Annotated in this window: 18 protein-coding genes; 13 read left to right on the top strand and 5 right to left on the bottom strand. The window is 43.0% G+C overall.

Annotated features, from left to right (window positions below):
- Nucleotides 1-54: 54 nt before the first annotated feature.
- Complete coding sequence (gene cls, locus SPEA_RS11745) at nucleotides 55-1,512, bottom strand: cardiolipin synthase (RefSeq protein WP_012155476.1); 1,458 nt, start codon at nucleotides 1,510-1,512, stop codon at nucleotides 55-57.
- Nucleotides 1,513-1,672: 160 nt separating this feature from the next.
- Here cls and SPEA_RS11740 point away from each other — a divergent pair, with 160 nt between their 5' ends.
- The 4 genes from SPEA_RS11740 to SPEA_RS11725 all read left to right on the top strand — a co-directional run bounded on the left by SPEA_RS11740 (nucleotide 1,673) and on the right by SPEA_RS11725 (nucleotide 7,323).
- Nucleotides 1,673-2,554: an endonuclease/exonuclease/phosphatase family protein gene (locus tag SPEA_RS11740; RefSeq protein ID WP_012155475.1), complete on the top strand. Its 882-nt coding sequence runs from the start codon at nucleotides 1,673-1,675 to the stop codon at nucleotides 2,552-2,554.
- A gap of 68 nt (nucleotides 2,555-2,622) precedes the next feature.
- Nucleotides 2,623-4,548, top strand: a complete 1,926-nt coding sequence (locus SPEA_RS11735) for a RecQ family ATP-dependent DNA helicase (RefSeq protein WP_012155474.1) — start codon at nucleotides 2,623-2,625, stop codon at nucleotides 4,546-4,548.
- Between the two features lie 149 nt (nucleotides 4,549-4,697).
- Nucleotides 4,698-6,470, top strand: a complete 1,773-nt coding sequence (locus tag SPEA_RS11730; RefSeq protein ID WP_012155473.1) for a DUF885 domain-containing protein — start codon at nucleotides 4,698-4,700, stop codon at nucleotides 6,468-6,470.
- 169 nt (nucleotides 6,471-6,639) lie between these two features.
- Nucleotides 6,640-7,323, top strand: a complete 684-nt coding sequence (locus tag SPEA_RS11725; protein WP_012155472.1) for a response regulator transcription factor — start codon at nucleotides 6,640-6,642, stop codon at nucleotides 7,321-7,323.
- Between the two features lie 60 nt (nucleotides 7,324-7,383).
- Here the strand turns inward: SPEA_RS11725 and ald are convergent, their stop codons facing one another.
- Complete coding sequence (gene ald / locus SPEA_RS11720; protein ID WP_012155471.1) at nucleotides 7,384-8,499, bottom strand: alanine dehydrogenase; 1,116 nt, start codon at nucleotides 8,497-8,499, stop codon at nucleotides 7,384-7,386.
- Nucleotides 8,500-8,679: 180 nt separating this feature from the next.
- Here ald and lrp point away from each other — a divergent pair, with 180 nt between their 5' ends.
- The 7 genes from lrp (at nucleotide 8,680) to SPEA_RS11685 (ending at nucleotide 17,093) form a co-directional block, all read left to right on the top strand.
- A complete protein-coding gene (lrp, locus tag SPEA_RS11715) occupies nucleotides 8,680-9,183 on the top strand; it encodes a leucine-responsive transcriptional regulator Lrp (RefSeq protein ID WP_012155470.1) in 504 nt (167 codons plus the stop codon).
- A gap of 190 nt (nucleotides 9,184-9,373) precedes the next feature.
- A complete protein-coding gene (locus SPEA_RS11710) occupies nucleotides 9,374-11,923 on the top strand; it encodes a DNA translocase FtsK (protein ID WP_012155469.1) in 2,550 nt (849 codons plus the stop codon).
- 66 nt (nucleotides 11,924-11,989) lie between these two features.
- Nucleotides 11,990-12,616: an outer membrane lipoprotein periplasmic chaperone LolA gene (gene lolA, locus SPEA_RS11705; RefSeq protein WP_012155468.1), complete on the top strand. Its 627-nt coding sequence runs from the start codon at nucleotides 11,990-11,992 to the stop codon at nucleotides 12,614-12,616.
- 9 nt (nucleotides 12,617-12,625) lie between these two features.
- Nucleotides 12,626-13,957 (top strand): replication-associated recombination protein A, encoded by a 1,332-nt coding sequence (locus tag SPEA_RS11700; protein ID WP_012155467.1) that lies wholly within the window; start codon nucleotides 12,626-12,628, stop codon nucleotides 13,955-13,957.
- Nucleotides 13,950-14,324 (top strand): fluoride efflux transporter CrcB, encoded by a 375-nt coding sequence (gene crcB, locus SPEA_RS11695; protein ID WP_012155466.1) that lies wholly within the window; start codon nucleotides 13,950-13,952, stop codon nucleotides 14,322-14,324. The genes SPEA_RS11700 and crcB overlap by 8 nt, the downstream gene beginning before the upstream one ends.
- Nucleotides 14,325-14,342: 18 nt before the next feature.
- Nucleotides 14,343-15,629, top strand: a complete 1,287-nt coding sequence (gene serS / locus SPEA_RS11690) for a serine--tRNA ligase (RefSeq protein WP_012155465.1) — start codon at nucleotides 14,343-14,345, stop codon at nucleotides 15,627-15,629.
- A 270-nt stretch (nucleotides 15,630-15,899) separates the two neighbouring features.
- The gene (locus SPEA_RS11685) at nucleotides 15,900-17,093 is read left to right on the top strand and encodes an amino acid aminotransferase (protein WP_012155464.1); all 1,194 of its coding nucleotides are present in this window, start codon (nucleotides 15,900-15,902) and stop codon (nucleotides 17,091-17,093) included.
- A gap of 114 nt (nucleotides 17,094-17,207) precedes the next feature.
- Here SPEA_RS11685 and yvcK read toward each other — a convergent pair whose 3' ends face one another.
- Nucleotides 17,208-18,119, bottom strand: coding sequence for a uridine diphosphate-N-acetylglucosamine-binding protein YvcK (gene yvcK, locus SPEA_RS11680; RefSeq protein WP_012155463.1), 912 nt, complete (start codon nucleotides 18,117-18,119; stop codon nucleotides 17,208-17,210).
- A 162-nt stretch (nucleotides 18,120-18,281) separates the two neighbouring features.
- Between yvcK and SPEA_RS11675 the strand changes: the two genes are divergently transcribed.
- Entirely contained in the window at nucleotides 18,282-19,109 is an 828-nt protein-coding gene (locus tag SPEA_RS11675) for a glucosaminidase domain-containing protein (protein ID WP_012155462.1), read from the top strand.
- Nucleotides 19,087-19,710: a DUF2987 domain-containing protein gene (locus tag SPEA_RS11670; RefSeq protein ID WP_012155461.1), complete on the top strand. Its 624-nt coding sequence runs from the start codon at nucleotides 19,087-19,089 to the stop codon at nucleotides 19,708-19,710. The genes SPEA_RS11675 and SPEA_RS11670 overlap by 23 nt, the downstream gene beginning before the upstream one ends.
- Nucleotides 19,711-19,785: 75 nt before the next feature.
- On the opposite strand, the gene ttcA is transcribed toward SPEA_RS11670, so the two are convergent.
- Both ttcA and uspE read right to left on the bottom strand, forming a co-directional pair.
- Nucleotides 19,786-20,721 (bottom strand): tRNA 2-thiocytidine(32) synthetase TtcA, encoded by a 936-nt coding sequence (gene ttcA / locus SPEA_RS11665; protein ID WP_012155460.1) that lies wholly within the window; start codon nucleotides 20,719-20,721, stop codon nucleotides 19,786-19,788.
- A 79-nt stretch (nucleotides 20,722-20,800) separates the two neighbouring features.
- The gene (gene uspE, locus SPEA_RS11660; protein ID WP_012155459.1) at nucleotides 20,801-21,733 is read right to left on the bottom strand and encodes a universal stress protein UspE; all 933 of its coding nucleotides are present in this window, start codon (nucleotides 21,731-21,733) and stop codon (nucleotides 20,801-20,803) included.
- Between the last annotated feature and the right edge of the window lie 63 nt (nucleotides 21,734-21,796).

Below are 21,796 nucleotides of genomic sequence, written 5' to 3'. Positions count from 1 at the left end.
AATCGCTACGTTGGCGGCTAAAGAAAACAGCGAATATAAGAATCATTGCAAGAACTAGAGTAACGGGCTGAATAAATAGAAAATTCGTTCGGCTCCGCGACTGGCTATTGAACGCTTTTGCCATTGCTCGAAGCAGACCTTATCGGCATTTTTAAGATACTCTTGCTGTACCTGTTCAAGCTTTTTGGTAAAGCCTAGGTTATCAACCGCAAGGGTCACTTCGAAGTTGAGCCATAAACTGCGCATGTCCCAGTTAACTGTGCCAATCAAGCAATGATTACTGTCGATGACAACAGATTTGGTGTGCAATAGACCGCCTTTAAATCGATGAATATTAACGCCCGCCTCTAACAGTTCACTAAAAAATGCTCGACTCGCCCATTCAACCATTAATGAATCATTCTTATCAGGAACGATAATGTCGACCTTAACGTTACGTTGCGCCGCAATGATCAGTGCCATATGTAGATTGTCACTTGGCACAAAGTAGGGCGTAGTGATAACGATACTTTTTGAGGCCTGGTAAATGCTTTGTAGTAGCACTCGATGGATCACCTCTTCACGCATACCTGGCCCAGATGGGATCACCTGAACTAAGTCTGTGATCTCGCTGTCCTCATGAGACAAACATTTTGGCTGTTCAGGCAAGAAACGCTCATTAGTTTCCACTTCCCAATCCCAGGCATGGATGCTATTAAGCACTGGAACTGAGGTGCCGGTGATCCGCACCATCACATCAATCCATTCGCCAACGCCAGCATCTTGATTAAAATACTTAGGGTCGACAAGATTCATTGAGCCGGTATAACCTATTTGATTATCGATGACGACGATCTTTCTATGAAGTCTAAGATCTAGCCGTCTAAAGAACATACGAAAAGGAGACACTTCGAGAGCACTGATCACCTGAATGCCACTTTTTTTCATTAATTTTGGCCAATGGCTCTTGAAGAAGTGCCTGCTGCCCGCAGCGTCAAGTAATAAGCGTACTTTCACCCCTCGAGCAGCGCTATTGATGAGGGCGTTAGCTACATCATCGGCGCGCCCACCGGGGTGCCAGATATAGAACTCGAGTAGAATCGTCTCACTTGCCTTGTCGATATCTTCAATTAAGTTATCTAAGATCTCATAAGTTTCACTACACAGAGTCAGATGGTTATCGGCAAGTGCAGGGATCCCAACTTGTTTTTCACAAATGGCACTGATCGACTGGCCGTATAGACTCGCGACATGAGGGCGATATTGCCGATACTCATAGAGTTTTTTAAACCATTCACCGTAGGGTTTAAACATCAGCTCTGCGCGAACCGCTCTCTTCTTACCTAAATTTAATTCACCAAACAGTAGATAGGCAAAGGCGCCACCTAATGGCACGATATAAATAATCATTAACCAGGCTAAAGAAACTCCAATAGAGCGCCGCTTTGCAACTACGCGAATACTGATACCTGCAATAATAAGCCAGTAAAGAAACACGCCAGCTATGGTGAGTAGCTGATAAAATTCATACATATTGTGTCTGATAGTCTTACCTTTAGTCGCATAAATCAGCGGATAAACGATGATTTGAGCTAACTAACCTCTTAATTGAATGATTATGTGACTAACACTAATAAGCTATTATAATGAAAAGATTACTTTAAATCTAAGTACAGAGTTGAATAAGTCCATTATGGCAAAAATTATCCGCAAGCTTATATTTCTGGCGCTTATCGCAGCCCTCGCCGTTGTTGCTTACGTGTATGACGCATCGGTGATCCCTACTGAAGATGCACTGGTTACTAATCAGATTGGTGCTAGCCAAGATGTTCAGTGTATCAGCCAACCAGCCAAAGGCGCTCTCGATAGGTACGGTAAACTCGATGTAACCACTTGGAATCTTTATAAGCAGAAAAGTGAGGGGTGGGATGAAACGTTAAAGCAACTTGCTGAGCGTTCAGACCTGCTTTTGCTGCAGGAGGCTCAGTTAACCCCAGAGCTGAATTCATTCGTTGAATCTCAAGAGTTATCTATGCTGCTTGCTAAAGCATTCAGTTTTGAGAATGAGCCTGTTGGTGTGATGAATCTAACGCGAGAACCTGCAACCAGCAGCTGTGTATTTAGAAAGCCAGAGCCTTACATTAATTTCCCCAAGTCTATGTTGATCTCTTATTACGCCTTATCCGATAAGAGCCAACTGTTGGTGGCTAACATACATAGTATTAACTTTACTTTCGGCTTAGAGGAATACAAGGCTCAGTTGCGGATCGTGGAAGAGGCCATCAAAGGGCATCAAGGGCCTGTTATTTTTGCTGGCGACATGAATACTTGGAGCGATGAACGCTTCGATACTGTTAGACAACTGGCAAAGCGCGCAGATCTTACCGAGGCAATACCGAGTGTGGATTCTAGAACTCGTGTCCTAGGCCATAATCTCGATCATATCTTTTATAGGGGATTAGAGTTAATTAAGGCTGAATCTATTATCACTTCAACTTCAGATCACAACCCAGTTAAAGCCTATTTCCGTTTGGAAAAAAACCGTTCCGTTGACATAGTTGACTCGGAGAAATAAACCGTTCTCCATTTTTTTACAAACCATTTTAGCCTCTTTTTAACACATCAGATGATACAGGATTATATATGGATAACGCCCATGCGTTGCTAAGCCAATATTTTGGTTTTCAGCAGTTTCGTGAAGGACAGGAAGAAGTTGTCCAAAATATTCTAAATGGTCAAAGCGCTGCGGCTATTTTCCCTACGGGTTCAGGTAAATCTCTTTGCTATCAATTGCCGGCCTTAGCCCTACCACACTTAACTCTTGTGGTATCACCACTACTCGCCTTGATGGACGATCAGTTACAGTTTTTAAATAAAAAGGGCATTTCAGCCGCGTCTATCGACTCGACTCAGACCAATGAGCAGGCGAGTGCGGTTATTGAGGGGGTAACCTCTGGGCGGATTAAGATTTTAATGATCTCAGTAGAGCGCCTTAATAACGAACGTTTTAGGCGGTTTATCTCAACAGTACCTATCTCTATGCTAGTCATCGATGAGGCGCACTGTATCTCAGAGTGGGGACATAACTTTAGACCTGATTATCTCAAACTACCTGCTTATCAGAGACAACTGCAGATCCCACAAGTATTGCTTCTAACGGCGACAGCGACCCCTAAAGTTATAGAGGATATGGGGAAAAAGTTCGGTATAGCTGAGCAATGCGTCACTTTAACGGGTTTTTATCGTCCGAATCTAAATCTTCAAACTGTAGGGATCTCATCACCAGATAAGCTAAATTACCTCTGCGATTGGCTCGAGGTGAGAAAAGAGCATAGTGGTATTGTTTATGTGACCTTACAGCAGACGGCTGAGTTTGTTGCAAATGCTTTGATTAAGAAGGGGTTCTCAGCACTTGCTTATCATGCAGGCATGGACAGCGATAAGCGTAAATCGATTCAAGCACAGTTTATGTCAGGTGAGGTGCCTATTATCGTCGCCACTATCGCTTTTGGAATGGGAATTGATAAGAGTGATATTCGCTTTGTCGCCCATTATGATCTTCCTAAGTCCATAGAAAACTATGCTCAAGAGATAGGGCGTGCGGGGCGTGATGGTTTTAGTTCCGACTGTCTGGTACTAGCCAATAGAGATAACCTTAATGTCTTAGAAAACTTCGTATATGGTGACACTCCAGAACTGAGTGCGATAGAGCATGTTATCGATGAAATAAAGCGTGAAGCGCAAACCAGTTCAGTGTGGGAGTTGATGCTTAACCCATTGTCTAGCGCATCGAATATTCGAATTTTGAGCTTAAAGACGTTACTGGTGTACTTAGAAATGTTACGGGTCATCAAGCCAAAATACAGTTATTTTGCCGAATATCGTTTTAAGCTCTTGTGTCCGGTTGAGCAGATGTTGGAAAAGTTCGATCCTGATAGGCAAGTCTTTATCAATGCCGTGCTCGATAGTTCACAGAAGGCAAAGCTTTGGTATAGCGCTAACTTTGAGGCATTAGAGCAGAAAGTGCCTCATAGCCGAGATAGAGCGATCAAAGCCTTAGATTACTTGCATCAAAAACAGCTTATCGAATTGCAAAGCAAGCAGTTAACTCAAGTTTATGAAATATTTAGCACCAATATTGATGACTCTTTAGCTTCGAGACTGTTTAATCGTTTTAGTATCAAAGAGCAGAGCGAAATTACCCGTATTAATCAGCTGGTGGATTTTTTTGATAGTGAGTCCTGCTTAAGTTTACAACTGGCTCAATACTTTGCCGATCCTCGCTTAAGCGGACCTTGTGGTCACTGTAGCGTATGTAGTGGGCAAACGGCTAAATTGCCGGTAGCCGCGGGGCTAAAACCTTTGAGTCAGTTTGACTTCAATGGGTGCTGCCTCGAAGCGATAAAAAAACTAGGTGTACACGCAAGCCCGGTTTTAGTTACGCGATTTCTTTGTGGATTGACCACCCCGATGTTTACCAAGTTGAAAATGAGACAGCTTAACGGTTTCGGGCAATTTGAGCATTATCGCTTCGCCGATATCTTATCGTGGACCCAAAGCCACTTATGATTTGATAACCATAATAAAATTAAGCCCTCCTTGTGTAACAAAGCTTGTCAAAATAAGCATAGTTACTGAAAAAATCACCAGAACATGATTTACTGAGAGGGCATTAAAAGTGGCAAAGACCACGAACTAACAAATTAAGGGATCACAATATGAAAAGAGCCGCGCTGCCATTGGCGATAGCGCTTTCTCTGCTAGGCCTTACGGCCTGTCAAAGTCAGCAAACAACAGAACCCGTAGCGGTCGAGATTACTGATCAAAATTCAGCATTTGCTCAATTTAGCACTAGTTTTATCGATGCCTTGTGGGTTGAATCCCCAACATGGGCCCTATACAGCGGCTTTCACAAGTACGACGGCGTTCTAAAAGTGCCTAACGCCGAAACGAGGCAGGCGAGCCTCACCTTTGTACAGACTCAGCAGCAACAATTGGCAAAGTTCGATCCTAAGTTGATGACCCCTACCATGTTGACCGATTATCGACTGATTGAGAACCTACTGGCTGAGATGAAGTGGAACATTGAGACCTTTAAGTCCTGGCAATGGGATCCTTCCCGTTACAATGTTTCAGGTGGTTTTGCACAGATAATTAATGAAGACTTTGCTCCTTTAGACGAACGCCTTCGTTCTGTGATGTTTAGAATGGAAAATGTGCCCGCATATTATGCGGCTGCTCGTGCAAATATTAAAGATCCCACTCTTGAGCACACACAACTTGCCATTATGCAAAATAAGGGCGCGTTTTCCGTGTTCTCAAATGAGTTACTCGATCAGGCGATTAAATCAGGATTAACCAATCAAGAGAAGGCGCTATTTGCTAATCGATTTAATGAAGCGACTATCGCTATAAATGAGCACCTTGACTGGTTAAAGGCCTTAGAGTCGAAACTTGACAAGCAAGGGGCGAGAAGTTTCCGTATTGGAGCTGAGCTTTACGAGCAAAAGTTTGCCTACGATATTCAAGCTGGGATGTCGGGCAAAGCCCTTTATGAAAAAGCCGTAAATGATAAAAACCGTGTCCAAGCTGAAATGGCAAAGATAACGACAAAAATCTGGGGTAAGTATTTTGATACACCAAAACCTAAAGATGACAAGCTAGCGATAAAGGCGCTTATTGATAAGCTATCGGCTAAGCATGTTAAGCGGGACGATTTTGTTGATGAGGTACGAGCGCAGATCCCTGAACTTGTGGCTTTCGTAAATGAGAAAAACCTAGTGACGCTGGATCCGAATAAGCCTTTGGTTGTGCGTGAAACGCCTGCCTATATGAGAGGCTATGCGGGAGCATCGATCAGTGCGCCTGGACCATATGAAAAATCAGGAAACACCTATTATAACGTTACTCCACTCGATGGGATGAGTAGTGATTCAGCAGAGAGTTACTTACGTGAATATAATCACTGGATCCTGCAAGTGCTTAATATCCACGAAGCTATTCCTGGTCACTACACTCAGCTAGTCTACTCCAACGAGTCCCCAAGTCTTATCAAGAGTCTGTTTGGTAATGGCGCCATGGTTGAAGGCTGGGCTGTCTATACCGAACGTATGATGCTTGAAGAGGGTTATGGTGATTTTGAGCCTGAAATGTGGCTCATGTACTACAAATGGAATTTACGCGTGATCTGTAACACTATTCTCGATTACAGTATCCAAGTAAAAGGCATGACTGAAGAGCAAGCGTTAGACTTGATGATGAATGAAGCCTTTCAGCAGCAAGCTGAAGCCGAAGGTAAATGGCGTAGAGCAACGCTGAGTCAGGTTCAGCTGACTAGCTATTATTCAGGTTATCGTGAGATCTATGACTTTAGAGAAGAGTATAAGGCGCTAAAGGGTGATGATTTCGATTTAAAAGCTTTCCATGAAGAGTTTTTGAGTTACGGCAGTGCTCCAGTTAAATATATCCGAGAGCTGATGTTAAGTAAGTAATCAAAATCTTTGTCTCCAATAGGCCAGTTTGCTACCGCAGCTGGCCTTTTTTGTTCTTGTAATGATTATTAGGCTCGTAGAGCTAAATCAATTTAATACAAGCGACTAGATTATTGGTTTTATTTAATGTAATCTTAATGCGAATTATTCGTATTTGAGCTGTTAGGTAATGAAACACATTTTGCTGGTGGATAATGGTTCCACTGTTATAGGGAAATTGGCTCAGCTTCTTGCAGGCAATGATTTTACTGTAACCCTCGCAAACAACTTTGATGAACAACGCCTTAAAGAGGCGTCTATCTATGCCGATCTAATTTTATTATTCCTTAATATGTCAGATATAACTGATATTGAGCATTGTCTGCTAAAGCAAACGAAGACACCGAAAATGATATTCTCGGATACAGATTCTGAAGAAGACAGGATCCATGCTTATGAGCTTGGTGCCGATGACTATTTAATTCAACCTTGTAGTCAGCGTGAGCTATTGGTTCGGATACAGACCGTGGGACGCAGATTAGAAAGCAAAAACAACTGGCCTGAGCTAAAAAGTGTTAAACCTGAAGATATTGACTTTGATGATAGGCTAAACACTATTTCAATTTATAAGAAATCGGTGGTTTTCACTCAGACTGAGTTTAGGCTGTTTAAATATTTGTTCGAGAGAAAAGGTCAAGTGGTAACTAAGCAGGAACTACAACTTCGTATACTGGAGAAAGAGCTCGGAAAATTTGATCGTAATCTGGATATGCATATCAGTAATACCCGCCGTAAGCTGTTTGAGATGCAATTACCTAAGACTCTAATTAACACAGTTAGGGGAAAGGGCTACAGTTTTTCTACGATAAGCTAAGTCATTAGCAAGAGTTCAAAAAAAGGGAGCCATATAGGCTCCTTTTTTTTATGAGTCGTTTTACTTAAGCAGGATAGTTGGATCAACAAACTCAAGGTTCAATGCTTCAGCAACTTCGGCGCAAGTGATCTTACCGTGCATAACATTAAGGCCATTAAGTAAGTGCTTATCTTGTAATAGCGCTTCTCTATAGCCTAATTGAGCTAGCTTAATGATATACGGCAAAGTAGCATTATTAAGAGCGAATGTTGATGTACGGGCTACAGCGCCAGGCATGTTTGCCACACAGTAATGTACAACATCATCTACGATATAAGTTGGATCTTGGTGAGTTGTAGCGTGTGATGTCTCAATACAACCACCTTGGTCGATTGCAACGTCTACAATTGCTGAACCAGGCTTCATACGTTTGATGTGTTCTTTCGTCACAAGCTTTGGTGCTGCGGCGCCTGGGACCAGTACACCACCGATAACAAGGTCAGCTTCTAGTACGTGTTTTTCGATAGCGTCTGCCGTTGAGTAGATAGCTTTAACTTTATTATCGAATTGTGCATTGAGACGACGAAGCGCATCGATGCTTCTATCTAAGATAACAACGTCAGCACCTAGACCAACAGCCATCTGCGCAGCGTTGGTACCTACCATGCCGCCACCAATGATAACGACTTTAGCAGGCTCTACACCGGGTACGCCGCCGAGTAGCATGCCGCGACCACCCATAGATTTTTCTAATGCCATAGCACCGGCTTGAATTGACATGCGTCCAGCAACTTCTGACATAGGTGCGAGTAGTGGAAGGGTACCGCGATCATCAGTAACTGTCTCGTACGCTATACACACAGAGCCACTTTTAACGAGATCTTCTGTTTGAGGCAGATCCGGCGCTAGATGAAGATAGGTAAACAGTAGCTGGTCTTCACGCAACATTGCACGTTCAACGGCTTGGGGTTCTTTTACTTTTACAATCATTTCTGATTTAGCAAATACCTCTGCAGCGGTATCCAGTATTTTTGCACCAACTTCGATGTAATCTTGATCTACAAAACCAATGCCTGAACCAGCATTTGTTTCAATAAAAACCTCATGACCACGTGACGTCAATTCACGAACACTTGATGGAACCATACCAACACGATATTCGTGGTTTTTGATTTCTTTTGGAACACCTATAATCATCTTCGAGCCTCAAATTCGCATAAAAACCCATTCTCTATGGGTGTAATTGTTATTTTATATTGCCTGAACGTGAATGTTTCAGGGAAATCTAGTATAGTATTCATTACGCAGTTTATGCTGCTGAAGATTTTTTAAAAGTAGATGATAATATCGCCTTATCAGCCAACCAGGGTTATATATATGGTTAATAATAAAAAGAGTCCTATAAAAGACTTAGATCGTATTGATAGAAATATACTTAATGAATTACAGATTGATGGCCGAATTTCAAATGTCGAGTTATCTAAGCGTGTAGGTTTAAGCCCAACACCTTGCCTTGAAAGAGTTAAAAGACTTGAAAAGCAAGGTTATATAAAGGGTTACACGGCATTAGTAAACCCTCATTACTTGGGTGCTTCATTATTAGTCTTTGTAGAAATCACCTTAAACCGTGACACTGCTGAGGTGTTTGATAAGTTCAATAAAGCCGTACAACTGCTCGATGACATCCAAGAATGTCATTTAGTCTCTGGTGATTTTGACTATTTATTAAAGACGCGAGTTTCAGATATGTCTGCATATCGTCGTTTACTCGGTGAAACACTGCTGAAGTTGCCAGCAGTTTCAGATACTCGTACTTATGTCGTGATGGAAGAAGTTAAGCAAACCAATCGTGTTGCTATCAATACCGTTTCAGATGCTTAATTGACATACTTTCTATAAAAAGGAGCCAAACGGGCTCCTTTTTTTATACAAAATCCAAAAGGATACAAATTGATGCAAAGTGTCCGGGTGAATAAATATTCAGTCGTGCTTAGAAGTCGCAAACGCTGCATAAAGTCTTAATTTCTGGTATCTTGTCCTTAATTGAGGTTTTTTTAGTGTAGGTTTTCCATTGTCTAAGGGAAATAGTGTTAAAACGCTCTCTGGCGTTCAAAGATTATTGGAAGGTAGTCTTATTTTTTGTTGCATGACGGCGACATACGTTCTTATTGCTTTGAGCAGTTTCCATTCTTCCGATCCAGGTTGGAGTCAATCAAACTTTGATGGCGAAATTAATAATCTAACCGGTGCCGTAGGCGCTTGGTTGGCTGATGTTTTATTTTATTTCTTTGGTTATTGCGCCTATATCATTCCAATCATTATCGCCTTAACAGGATGGTTGCTATTCAAGCGTACTCATAAGTTGCTTGAAATAGACTATTTTTCCGTGGGTCTGCGTCTCATCGGATTCTTGCTTATTGTTTTCAGTCTTGCCGCGTTAGCGAGCATGAACGCCAATGGTATCTATGGTTTCTCTGCTGGTGGGGTTGCAGGTGACGTCATTGGTCAGGCAATGCTGCCTTACTTTAATAGTCTGGGTACCACATTATTATTACTCTGCTTTGTTGGCGCAGGTTTTACGTTACTCACTGGCATTAGCTGGTTAACCGTTGTCGACTTAACTGGTTACGCTACAATCTGGTTTTTTAGAGCCCTTAAAGAACTTCCTAACAAATTTAAGCCAGAAATGGGTGACACCGAAGACACTAGAGGCTTCTTGTCAGTGGTTGAGCGTTTTAAAGAGCGCCGTAATACCGCCGCAGGTGAAGATGATGAAGAGTCAAACGAAGATAGCCCAGCGGCCAAAACGGTCACAGTTAACAAAGAAAAGCCTAAGGTTGACAGCGTTCAACCTAGGATTGAACCCCAAATATTTGAACGTTCTGAAGACTTTGTACAAGCTGCAGCGCCAATCAATATCGACCCACAGATGATTGAGCCACACATTGCCGCGCCATGGGTCAATGATGAGGCTGACGATGTTGAGTTAATTGATACTGATAACAAAGTATCAAGCGAGCCTGTTTCAGTGAGTAAGCGTAATGAACAAGACAAAGCCAAAGTTGTCGATGGGATAGTGGTTCTGCCTGGACAAGAACTTGAGCAAGAGCGCCCACCTATGGCGCCTTTACCTTGTATTTCCTTATTAGATGTGCCTAATCGCACCACAAATCCGATTAGCCAAGAAGAGCTCGAGCAGATTGGTAAACTAGTCGAAGTTAAGTTAGCCGATTTCAACATTACCGCTAATGTTGTAGGGGTGTATCCAGGTCCGGTGGTGACTCGTTTCGAGCTTGAACTGGCTCCAGGCGTGAAGGCTTCAAAAATCACAAATCTATCAAAGGATTTGGCACGCTCTCTACTGGCTGAAAATGTGCGGGTTGTCGAAGTGATCCCTGGTAAGGCTTATGTGGGATTAGAGTTACCAAACAAGTTCCGCGAAACTGTGTTTATGCGCGATGTACTCGATTGTGAAGATTTTAGAGAAAACCCATCCCACTTAAGCATGGTGTTAGGTGCCGATATCGGTGGTAAACCGGTTGTCGTTGACTTGGGTAAGATGCCGCATCTTCTTGTTGCTGGTACTACAGGCTCGGGTAAGTCGGTTGGCGTTAACGTGATGATCACCAGCTTACTCTATAAGTCTGGCCCTGATGACGTTCGCTTCATTATGATCGACCCTAAAATGCTGGAGTTATCGGTTTATGAAGGGATTCCACATCTTCTTTGTGAAGTAGTAACCGATATGAAGGAAGCTGCTAATGCACTGCGTTGGTGCGTTGGGGAGATGGAGCGTCGTTATAAGCTAATGTCAGCCTTAGGGGTGCGAAACCTTAAAGGCTATAACGCTAAGATTAAACAAGCAAAAGAGTCAGGTGAACCTATCTACGATCCACTTTGGAAGTCTTCAGATAGTATGGAGCCTGAAGCGCCTGAGCTGGATAAGTTGCCTTCTATTGTTGTTGTCGTCGATGAGTTTGCCGATATGATGATGATCGTCGGTAAAAAAGTAGAAGAACTCATAGCTCGAATTGCTCAAAAGGCTCGTGCGGCTGGTATTCACTTGATTTTGGCGACTCAGAGACCGTCAGTTGATGTGATAACTGGCTTGATTAAAGCTAACATTCCAACACGTATGGCGTTTCAAGTATCATCGCGAATCGATTCTAGAACTATCTTAGATCAGCAGGGGGCTGAAACCTTGCTAGGTATGGGTGACATGCTCTATTTACCACCTGGTACCAGTATTCCTATGCGAGTACACGGCGCATTTATTGACGATCATGAAGTTCATAAGGTGGTAGCCGATTGGCATGCGCGTGGTAAGCCACAATATATCGAAGAAATTTTACAAGGTTCAGCAGAAGGCGAGCAGGTATTATTACCCGGTGAAGCTAGCGACAGTGAAGAAGAGGTAGACGCATTATATGATGAAGCGGTCGCCTTCGTTACTCAAACTCGTCGTGGCTCAATCTCTAGCGTCCAACGTAAGTTCAAGATTGGTTATAACCGCGCGGCGCGAATCATCGAGCAGATGGAACTTCAAGGCGTCGTCAGTGCCCAAGGGCATAACGGCAATCGTGAGGTACTAGCGCCACCACCGCCAAAAGATTACGTATAAAACAGTTTGAATACGACTAATTAGATTTAGCGTTAAGCCTAAATATGGCTTTTCTCGGAGAGTATAATGAAAAAGATTTTCACGATAGCAGCCTTGAGTCTGCCATTGTTTTGCCACCTTCCAGCTATGGCTGGAGGGCAGGATGATTTAAAAGTAAAGCTAATGGAAATTAACACCTTAAAAGCGAACTTTAATCAAACTGTGACAGATATAAATCAAAAAGTTATTCAAACAGGCGAGGGCGTATTCGCACTTTCACACCCTAACCAGTTTTATTGGCATCTGACTGCACCCGATGAGTCATTGATCGTTGCCGATGGCACGGATGTGTGGATCTATAATCCATTTGCAGAAGAAGTCTCTGTTATGGATATAAATCAGGCCATCAATGCATCTCCTATCGCTTTATTAGTTCATTCCGATGACGCCACATGGTCGCAATATGATGTGGTAAATAACGGCGACTGTTTTGATATTAGCCCCAGAGATAAAGATAGCGGCGTATCGGAAGTTGAGGTTTGCTTCAACCAACAGCAATTGACTAAAATGGTCTTAAAAGATCAACAGGGTAATACCAGTGATTTTACCCTGACGAATCAAACTCCTATTGCAGAGAATGACAAAGATCTGTTTAAGTTTATCGTACCTGATGATGTCGATATCGATGATCAGCGTTTAAAATCGCAAAATTAAGAGAAGTCAGTGTCTAGTTTCAGTTTTGATTTCGCACCGGATTTTAGGCCCTTAGCCGCTAGGATGAGGCCGGAAACATTAGAGCAATATATAGGTCAGACTCATCTTTTAGGTGAGGGCAAACCCCTGCGCCAAGCGCTTGAGGCAGGAAGAGCTCACTCCATGATGTTCTGGGGCCCCCCCGGCACAGGCAAAACTACCTTAGCCGAGTTAGTGGCGCGTTATGCTAATGCCCATGTTGAACGTATTTCTGCGGTAACATCGGGTGTAAAAGAGATCCGCAGCGCAATTGAGCATGCTAAGAACGTGGCTCAATCTCGTGGACAACGCACCTTGCTATTTGTCGATGAGGTTCATCGTTTTAACAAGAGTCAACAAGATGCATTCTTGCCTTTCATCGAAGATGGCACAGTCATTTTTATTGGCGCAACCACAGAAAATCCATCATTTGAGATAAACAACGCATTATTATCCAGAGCTAGGGTTTATGTTATTAAACAGCTTGAAGCGGATGAAATTGGGCAGATAGTCCAACAAGCGCTAAAAGATGAAGAGCGTGGCTTAGGTAAGCGTAAATTTCTGCTGCCACCCGATGTAGCCTTAAAGCTTGCTCAAACTTGTGACGGTGATGCGCGTAAGGCGTTAAACCTTATCGAGCTAATGAGCGATATGCTTAAAGATGGTGAGGCCTTCACTGAAGAGATGATAGTGCAGGTAGCCGGGCAGCAACTTGCTGGCTTTGATAAGAATGGCGATCAGTATTACGACTTGATTTCTGCCGTTCATAAGTCGATTCGTGGTTCTGCTCCTGATGCGGCACTATATTGGTATTGTCGAATGCTTGAGGGCGGTTGTGACCCGCTTTATATCGGTCGGCGTCTTTTAGCCATCGCCTCAGAGGATATAGGTAATGCCGATCCAATGGCGATGACCGTCGCCGTTAATGCATGGGAATGCTTTCATCGGGTGGGGCCTTCGGAAGGTGAGCGTGCCATAGCACAAGCTGTGTTGTACTTAGCGAGTGCACCTAAGAGTAATGCGGTATATACCGCTTTTGCGAAGGCAAGACAGCTTGCCCGAGAAACGGGACACGAACCTGTACCTAAGCATCTTTGTAATGCACCGACTCAATTGATGCAAGAGATAGGCAAAGGCGAAGGCTATCGTTATGCTCATGACGAACCTAATGCCTATGCAAGTGGCGAGAAATATTTGCCTCCATCTTTAACCGAACAGCAATTTTACTATCCAACAGAGCGTGGTTTTGAAAAGCGTATTAAAGATAAACTGGCTCAGTTGAAGCTTCTTGACGAACAAAGTGAGGAGAAAAGATATGAATAATGTACTTTTTGTGGCCTTAGGTGGCTCAATTGGTGCGGTTTTACGCTATCTTATCTCATTATTGATGCTTCAGGTATTTGGTAGTGGATTTCCTTTTGGTACACTTGTCGTTAATATTTTAGGTTCGTTTTTAATGGGTGTTATTTTTGCACTCGGACAAGTGAGCGAACTTAGCCCGGAGTTTAAGGCGTTTATTGGGGTTGGTATGTTAGGGGCCCTAACCACGTTTTCTACTTTTTCCAATGAGACTCTGTTGCTAATGCAACAGGGATATTTGGTGAAAGCCGTATTCAATGTTGTTGTTAATGTCGGCGTTTGTATTTTTGTCGTTTATCTGGGACAGCAATTGGTGTTTTCTCGTTTTTAACTATTAAGATAATAAAATATGTTAGATCCAAAATTTTTACGCAGTGAATTAGAAATGACCGCCGAGCGCCTTGCGACTCGTGGTTTTATTTTAGACGTTGAGCGTCTAAGCAAACTTGAAGAAACTCGCAAGTCTTTGCAGGTTGCAACCGAAGAGCTACAAGCGTCGCGTAACGCTATCTCTAAGTCGATTGGCCAAGCTAAAGCTAAAGGCGAAGATGTTGCACCTATCATGGCTCAAGTTGGTTCCCTAGGCGAAGAGCTTGATGCTAAGAAGACTGAATTAGCTGCACTACTTGAAGAGCTAAACGCTATCGCAATGAGCGTGCCGAACTTACCTGATGAGTCAGTACCAACGGGTGCAGATGAGTCTGAAAACGTCGAAGTTCGCCGTTGGGGCACACCAAAAGAGTTCGATTTCGCAGTCAAAGATCATGTTGAACTTGGTGAAAATATTGGTGGTTTAGACTTTAAAAACGCCGTGAAGATTACAGGTTCGCGCTTTATCGTGATGAAGGGGCAAATTGCTCGCATGCACCGTGCTTTAGCACAATTCATGTTAGACCTTCATACAACAGAACATGGTTACACTGAAGCGTATGTACCTTTGCTAGTGAATGAAGACAGTTTATTAGGAACGGGTCAGTTACCTAAATTTGGTGAAGACTTATTTCATACCAAACCTGCGACTGAAGAAGGCCAAGGTCTAAGTCTAATTCCAACAGCTGAAGTGCCACTGACTAACTTAGTTCGTGACACTATCGTTGAAGAAGATAATTTACCAATCAAACTGACTGCACATACACCTTGTTTTAGAAGTGAAGCGGGCTCTTATGGCCGTGATACTCGTGGTTTGATCCGCCAACATCAGTTTGACAAAGTTGAAATGGTTCAGCTTGTTAAGCCCGAAGATTCAATGCAGGCCTTAGAAGACTTAACGGGCCATGCTGAAGTCGTTCTGCAGAAGCTAGGTCTACCATACCGTACAATGGTTTTATGTACTGGTGACATGGGCTTTGGCTCTGCGAAAACTTACGACATCGAAGTTTGGTTGCCAGCGCAGGATACTTACCGTGAGATTTCATCTTGCAGTAACATGCAAGACTTCCAAGCGCGTCGTATGCAAGCGCGCTACAAAGGTAAAACTGACAAGAAGCCAAGCTTACTACACACATTGAATGGTTCAGGCTTAGCTGTTGGCCGTACGTTAGTGGCTGTACTTGAAAACTACCAGAATGCAGATGGTTCTATCACAGTGCCAGAAGCATTACGCGGTTACATGGGCGGCCTAAAAAAAATCGGTTAATCCCTGTTATTTCTAGTCGTTATCGATAAAAAGCCTTCACTTTTGTGAAGGCTTTTTGTTTTGCTCTAACGATAGAGTTCCGCAATTATATTATTGTTAGTATGAGTTACTGATATTTGTGAATATTCATATTTTTCAGCGTAAAACTAATAAAAACAATGCTAAGACCCAAAATTTACTAATAGTCGTAAATCTCTCTTTCTCACTAATAGCATCAATGTTATAAATACACCCGATAACCCTACACTTCTAATATTTAGGAAAGCCATAATGATATTTTCCCAGGTTGAGCTGGCCCCTGCCGATCCAATTTTAGGCCTAACAGATGCATTTAAAGCAGATGTTCGCGACAACAAAGTGAACTTGGGCGTTGGCATATATAAAGATGAATCTGGCCAGACACCTATTTTAAAATCTGTAAAATTTGCAGAAGAAAAATTATTAGCTACGGAAAAGAGTAAAAGCTATCTTGGTATGGAAGGTGTTGAAGCCTATAACCGCGTAGTTCAAACTCTGTTGTTTGGTACTGAGCATGCAGTCATTTCTCAATCTCGAGCATTAACAGCGCAGGCTCCAGGTGGAACAGGCTCTTTACGCGTTGCTGCAGAATTCCTAGTTCGTCATACTAGCTCTAACAAGATTTGGATCAGTAATCCTACCTGGGCAAACCATAACAATATCTTTAGCACTGCAGGATTAGAAATTGCAGAGTACCGTTACTATAAAGCGGAAACTCATGGTCTAGATTTCGATGCAATGCTAGCCGATCTACAGACTGCAGAAGCTGGCGATCTCGTATTGCTACACGGCTGTTGTCATAACCCAACGGGTATCGACTTAGATAACGCACAATGGCAGCAAGTTGCTGATCTATGCTTAGCAAAATCGTTAGTGCCACTGTTCGATTTTGCTTATCAAGGTTTTGGTTCAGGCGTTGAAGAAGACGCGCAAGGGCTTCGTATCGTTGCCAATACTGTTCCAGAATTGATTGTTGCTAACTCATTCTCAAAGAATTTTGGCCTTTACAATGAACGTATCGGTGCGGTAACAGTTGTCGCTGCGAACGGTGATGAAGCAGTTAATGCATTTAGCCAAATCAAGAGCACCATTCGTGCTTCTTATTCAAATCCGCCTGCGCACGGTGCGTTAATTGTTAGCACCATTTTAGAAGATGAAACGTTAAAGCAGCTTTGGCATGACGAATTAAAAGAGATGCGTGAGCGTATCGCAGAAATGCGTACACTGTTTGTTGAATCATTAAAAGCTGCGGGTGTAGAACAAGATTTTGATTTTATCTCTCGCCAAAACGGCATGTTCAGTTTCTCAGGTCTAAATAAAGACCAAGTGAACCGCTTGCGAGATGAGTTTGCAGTCTACATCGTCGGCTCAGGCCGCATCAGCGTAGCGGGCATGACCAAGACAAACATGCCTGTGATCTGTGCAGCTATCGCAAAAGTACTTTAAGCGTTACCTCTTAAAGTTCATGCGTTCAATAAAAAAGGACCTCTAAGGTCCTTTTTTATTGAACGCCCGATACCATTTAGTGAACTAGGTGGATTCATTACTGGTCAAAACTAACTAAGCTTGTTCTAAACAGTGCTTATGACTAACCATGATAGACAAGGCATCGGCTAGCGCCTGTTTGTCATGTAAGCCGATATGATGTGAACTGCGAAGAGGGTAATAACAGATGTTATTCTCTTCATAGTGAGTATCTGCATTGCAAAGGATTTTGTCGATGATAGTTAATCCCAACACTTGATGGCACCAGTTGACCTTATTGCTTAAGCTGCAGTTAGCGATGGGCGAGGGCTCATCGGTTAAGTTATCCACTAAGATCACTTCAGCTTTTGACTCCGCAAGTGCATGGGCAATTTTGGGTAGCAGTAACGGCGGCATGATGCTTGTTAAGAAGCTTCCAGGCCCCAATATGATAAGGTCAGCTTCAAGTATTGCTTCACAAGCTTCACAAGTCGCTTGTACTTGCGGGTCTAGAGACAAAGCGATCGGCGTGTCTTGCATCTTATCGACATCGGTTTCGCCAAAAACACTCTCACCACTGGCCTGTAAAGCCACTAAATGCGTTGGCTCTTCAGACATTGGAATGAGGCGCGTATCAATATTTAAAAAGTTACGCACTAAATTAACCGCATCTAATGGTCGTACGCAGAGCTCATCTAGTGCCATTAGCATCAAGTTGCCAAGATTATGGCCACTTAATTCGCTTTCACCTGAGAATCGGTATTCGAACATAAGTGAACCGACAGAGGGCCGCCTAGCCAATTGAGTTAGGCAATTACGTAAGTCACCCCAGGCAATACAATCTTGCTGCGCCCTTAAGCGTCCAGTGGAGCCGCCATTGTCGGTTGTTGTGACAATTCCGGTTAATTTGGGTCCTAAAAAGGAAAGTGCTGATAACACTCTGCCCAGTCCATGTCCGCCACCTATGGCTACCACATGGTTATAATGATTCAGCCCATTGTGTTTCATTGTTGGGGTCTCCTTCCTGAATACCCAAAGCCTGTAAAAAGAGGCATATATTATACCTAGATTATTGAAATTTTTCGCGATGTATTATCGGGTAAAGCTAGCATATAATAGCCAACAGATTAACTAACTGTGAATTCCATGTAATTCTAGAAAGGAAAATGAGTGAAAACAGGTAAAGTTGGGTTGTTTACTATCGCGTTAGGGTTAGTCATTGCACTGCTCCTACTTATCAGACTGGTGTTCATTCCAGCAAATGAAGAACAAGCGCCTGTATTAGGTAAAGCCGTTAAAAACGGTGAAGTGGCCAGTGTTGTACCTGATTTTGCTGCAATAACCGATGTGAGTGAAAAGAAACGCGAATTTTTCGCTTTTTTACGGCCGTCTATTAAACACCAAAACGCGATTATTCAAGATGAAAGAGACTTTTTAATTGCGACGCGTAATCAGATTATTAATGGCAAATCTCTTACCGAGGCCGATGAGTTTAGATTACAGCAAATATCTGAAAAGTATCAATATACCCTTAGAAGCCTTACTATTAAGCATATCGACACACTATTAGTCAGAGTCGATGTCATACCCGAAGAAATGGTGCTAATTCAAGCTGCGAACGAAACAGGTTGGGGGAGCTCTCGCTTTGCCCGTGAAGGTCTAAACTTTTTCGGTCAATGGTGTTTTAGAAAAGGCTGTGGCTTAGTACCTCAATCGCGAACAGAAGGTTTATCTCATGAGGTCGCACTATTTAAAACAGTAGAAGACTCAGTTGCTTCATACATGCGCAATCTCAATTCGAATGCCGCATACTCTTTACTGAGATCGATAAGAGCAGACCTACGCGCAGAGAACAAGACGCCTAGAGCTGAAGATCTCGTTTACGGATTGATCAACTATTCAGAACGCCAAGAAGCTTATATCGATGAGCTACTTGAAATGTTACGCCAAAACCAACGATTTTTAGTGGATAATAATGAAAAAACAACTGCTGCTTAGCTGTATCTTATTAAGTGTTTCGACGGTAAGTCAGGCTCAGCCAATCTCACTTGAATACCAGAGTTTTTATCAGCGCCTCAAGCAGGTAAACAAGGGTAATTACCAGCTGGTCGAAATTGCATTCTCAGTGTCTAAGGCCAATGGCTGTAAAGTTAATAACGGAACCATCACTACCGAAAAAGATTCGTTCCCATTAACCATCACTAAAGACCAAAGATTATTTTTACCCTACGACGGTCAACTTAAGTCCGATCGTGCCTTGATTAATCTCGATGTCGAAGGTGATGCACAGTCTTGTGCAATTGCAATGCAGGTAAGGGCAAAGAATACCAAGCAGTCTTACAAGCAAGCAGAGCTTATGCAGGTAGAGCAAGAGATGAATGCTTTACTGAGTCAGATGCAAGGCTTTCCAATGCGCTATTTCGCATCGGATATAGCAGGTCTAAATCTAGAGTTTGATGGTGACGCGACAGTTTACATCGATGATAAGGCCATTCCTGTGACAGGCACATATCGTCTTGAAAGCAGTCAGTTAGCAGCGCTAACTAGCTTAAAGACATCTGTAGCACCTAAGGTTATCAGTCCTTGGACAGTGAAATAAGTTACTAAGAGCCGAAATACTGCTACAAAAAAGCCCTGTTAATCAGGGCTTTTTTTATCTTTATTCATCAATAGGCTATTCTGGCGTATAAGTACTGACAACATCGATTCGCGCAGCGGCATCAAGGTTGATATGACCGTTATTCGATACATCAACGAAATCGAATGCAGGCAGATCAGATTCGGCAACTTGACCACTCATTGGCGCATCTGGGTCACGCTGCAGTGATAAGAAGTCAAACTGCTCTCTGTCTACACCCTGTGATGGGGCAGTATTTTGCATCGCAGTGAAGATGGTTTCAATACGACCTGGATGCTGCTTGTCCCACTGTACTAACATCTCTTTGACTGCTGCACGTTTGAGGTTTTCTTGTGACCCACAAAGGTTACAAGGAATAATTGGGAAGCCTTTAAGCGCTGCATACTCAGCAATATCTTTTTCGCGAGCATAGGCTAACGGGCGAATAACCATGTTGGCACCGTCATCTGATAGTAACTTAGGTGGCATTGCCTTCATCTTACCGGCAAAGAACATATTCAAGAACATGGTCTCGATGATGTCATCTCTATGATGGCCTAGAGCAATTTTGGTCGCACCAATCTTTTGCGCAAAGCCATATAAGGTACCGCGGCGTAGGCGCGAGCATAGTGAGCAGGTAGTCTTGCCTTCTGGGATCTTATCTTTAACGATAGAGTAAGTATCTTTTTCTAGGATATGGTAAGCCACGCCTAAAGTATCTAAGTATGCTGGCAGAATATCTTCAGGGAAACCGGGTTGCTTCTGATCTAAGTTAACCGCAACGATTTCGAATTTAATAGGAGCGCGTTGCTGAAGGTTCAACAAGATATCGAGCATGGCGTAGCTGTCTTTGCCACCCGAGAGGCAACACATAACTCGGTCACCTTCTTCAATCATGTTGTAATCACCAATTGCACGGCCAACTTCAGTGCGTAAACGCTTCTGCAGTTTAGTCATACGAGTGACTTGTTGTGGAGTTAATTCTTCGGACATAAAAAACGCGCCTAGTACACAATAGTTCAGGGCGCGTATTATTCCAGCTTAATGGCTTCGGGTAAAGCTTAGAAAGCGGTTAGACCTCTTCTAATGGTGATTTATAACCATCAGGTTTTATCGCCAATAAGTCACAGTTGATACTGTCGATGACATGCTCTGCCGTATTACCGATTAATGCAGCAGAAAGTCCGGTTCTGCCTACCGTGCCTAAAATCACTAGCTCTGCATCTAACTCAGCGGCTAAATCGGGGATGACATCTTCTGGTAAGCCTTCTTTTACATGACAAAAGTCAGGAGAGATCCCGTAGGCATTTGCTAGATAGCAAATTCGTTCTTCGTGTTGAAGCCTAATGGTTTCACTGTAAGTGTGGGCATCGAAATCAGGCAGCTCTATGGCTAAATTAACAGGAGTGCCAGGGTAACCATTAACTAGATGTACCTGAGCATTAAATTGCTTAGCGAGTTTGCTGGCGTGAGTGATAATTTTACCATTAAGCGTCTCATTTGCGTCGTCTTCTGCACTGACGTTAATGGCGCAAACTATCTTACCCGCTACAGGCCAGTCATGTTCTTTAACTAGCAGCACTGGGATAGGGGCTTTTCGCATAAGATGCCAGTCTGTCGGTGTGAATATTACCGACTTAAGCTTATCGTGCTCGTGAGTACCCTTAACGATAAGGTCGTAGTTACCGTCAATTGCCTGTCTGATAATGCTTTCGAAAGGGCGGTTATGCCAGATAACTTCAGATGTGACTTTTATGCCATCTTTACAATAAGGTTTTATAATGTCATCTATCCAAGCTTTACGCTGGTTAATGACACCTTCCCGCATCGCTTCTCTTTCTTGACCGGAAAGAATTGAGGTCATCTCGTAGGAGAAGTCGAAAATCGATAAAAAGACCGTAATTTCGGCTTTGCTTTCTGAGGCGAGTTCAACGGCTCTTGCTAGAGCCGCCTGTTTTTCTGTCGTTGGGTCGACAACCACAAGGAGTTTCTGATAGTCCATCATAGCCGTTTCCTTATCTAAATATCGTCTAGTTTCATCTTGCATGATTGCGATGAATTTATATTG

Origin of the sequence: Shewanella pealeana ATCC 700345, from assembly GCF_000018285.1 — a bacterium.
Taxonomy (GTDB): Bacteria; Pseudomonadota; Gammaproteobacteria; order Enterobacterales; family Shewanellaceae; genus Shewanella; species Shewanella pealeana.
This window is presented reverse-complemented; position numbering and strand designations above follow the sequence as displayed.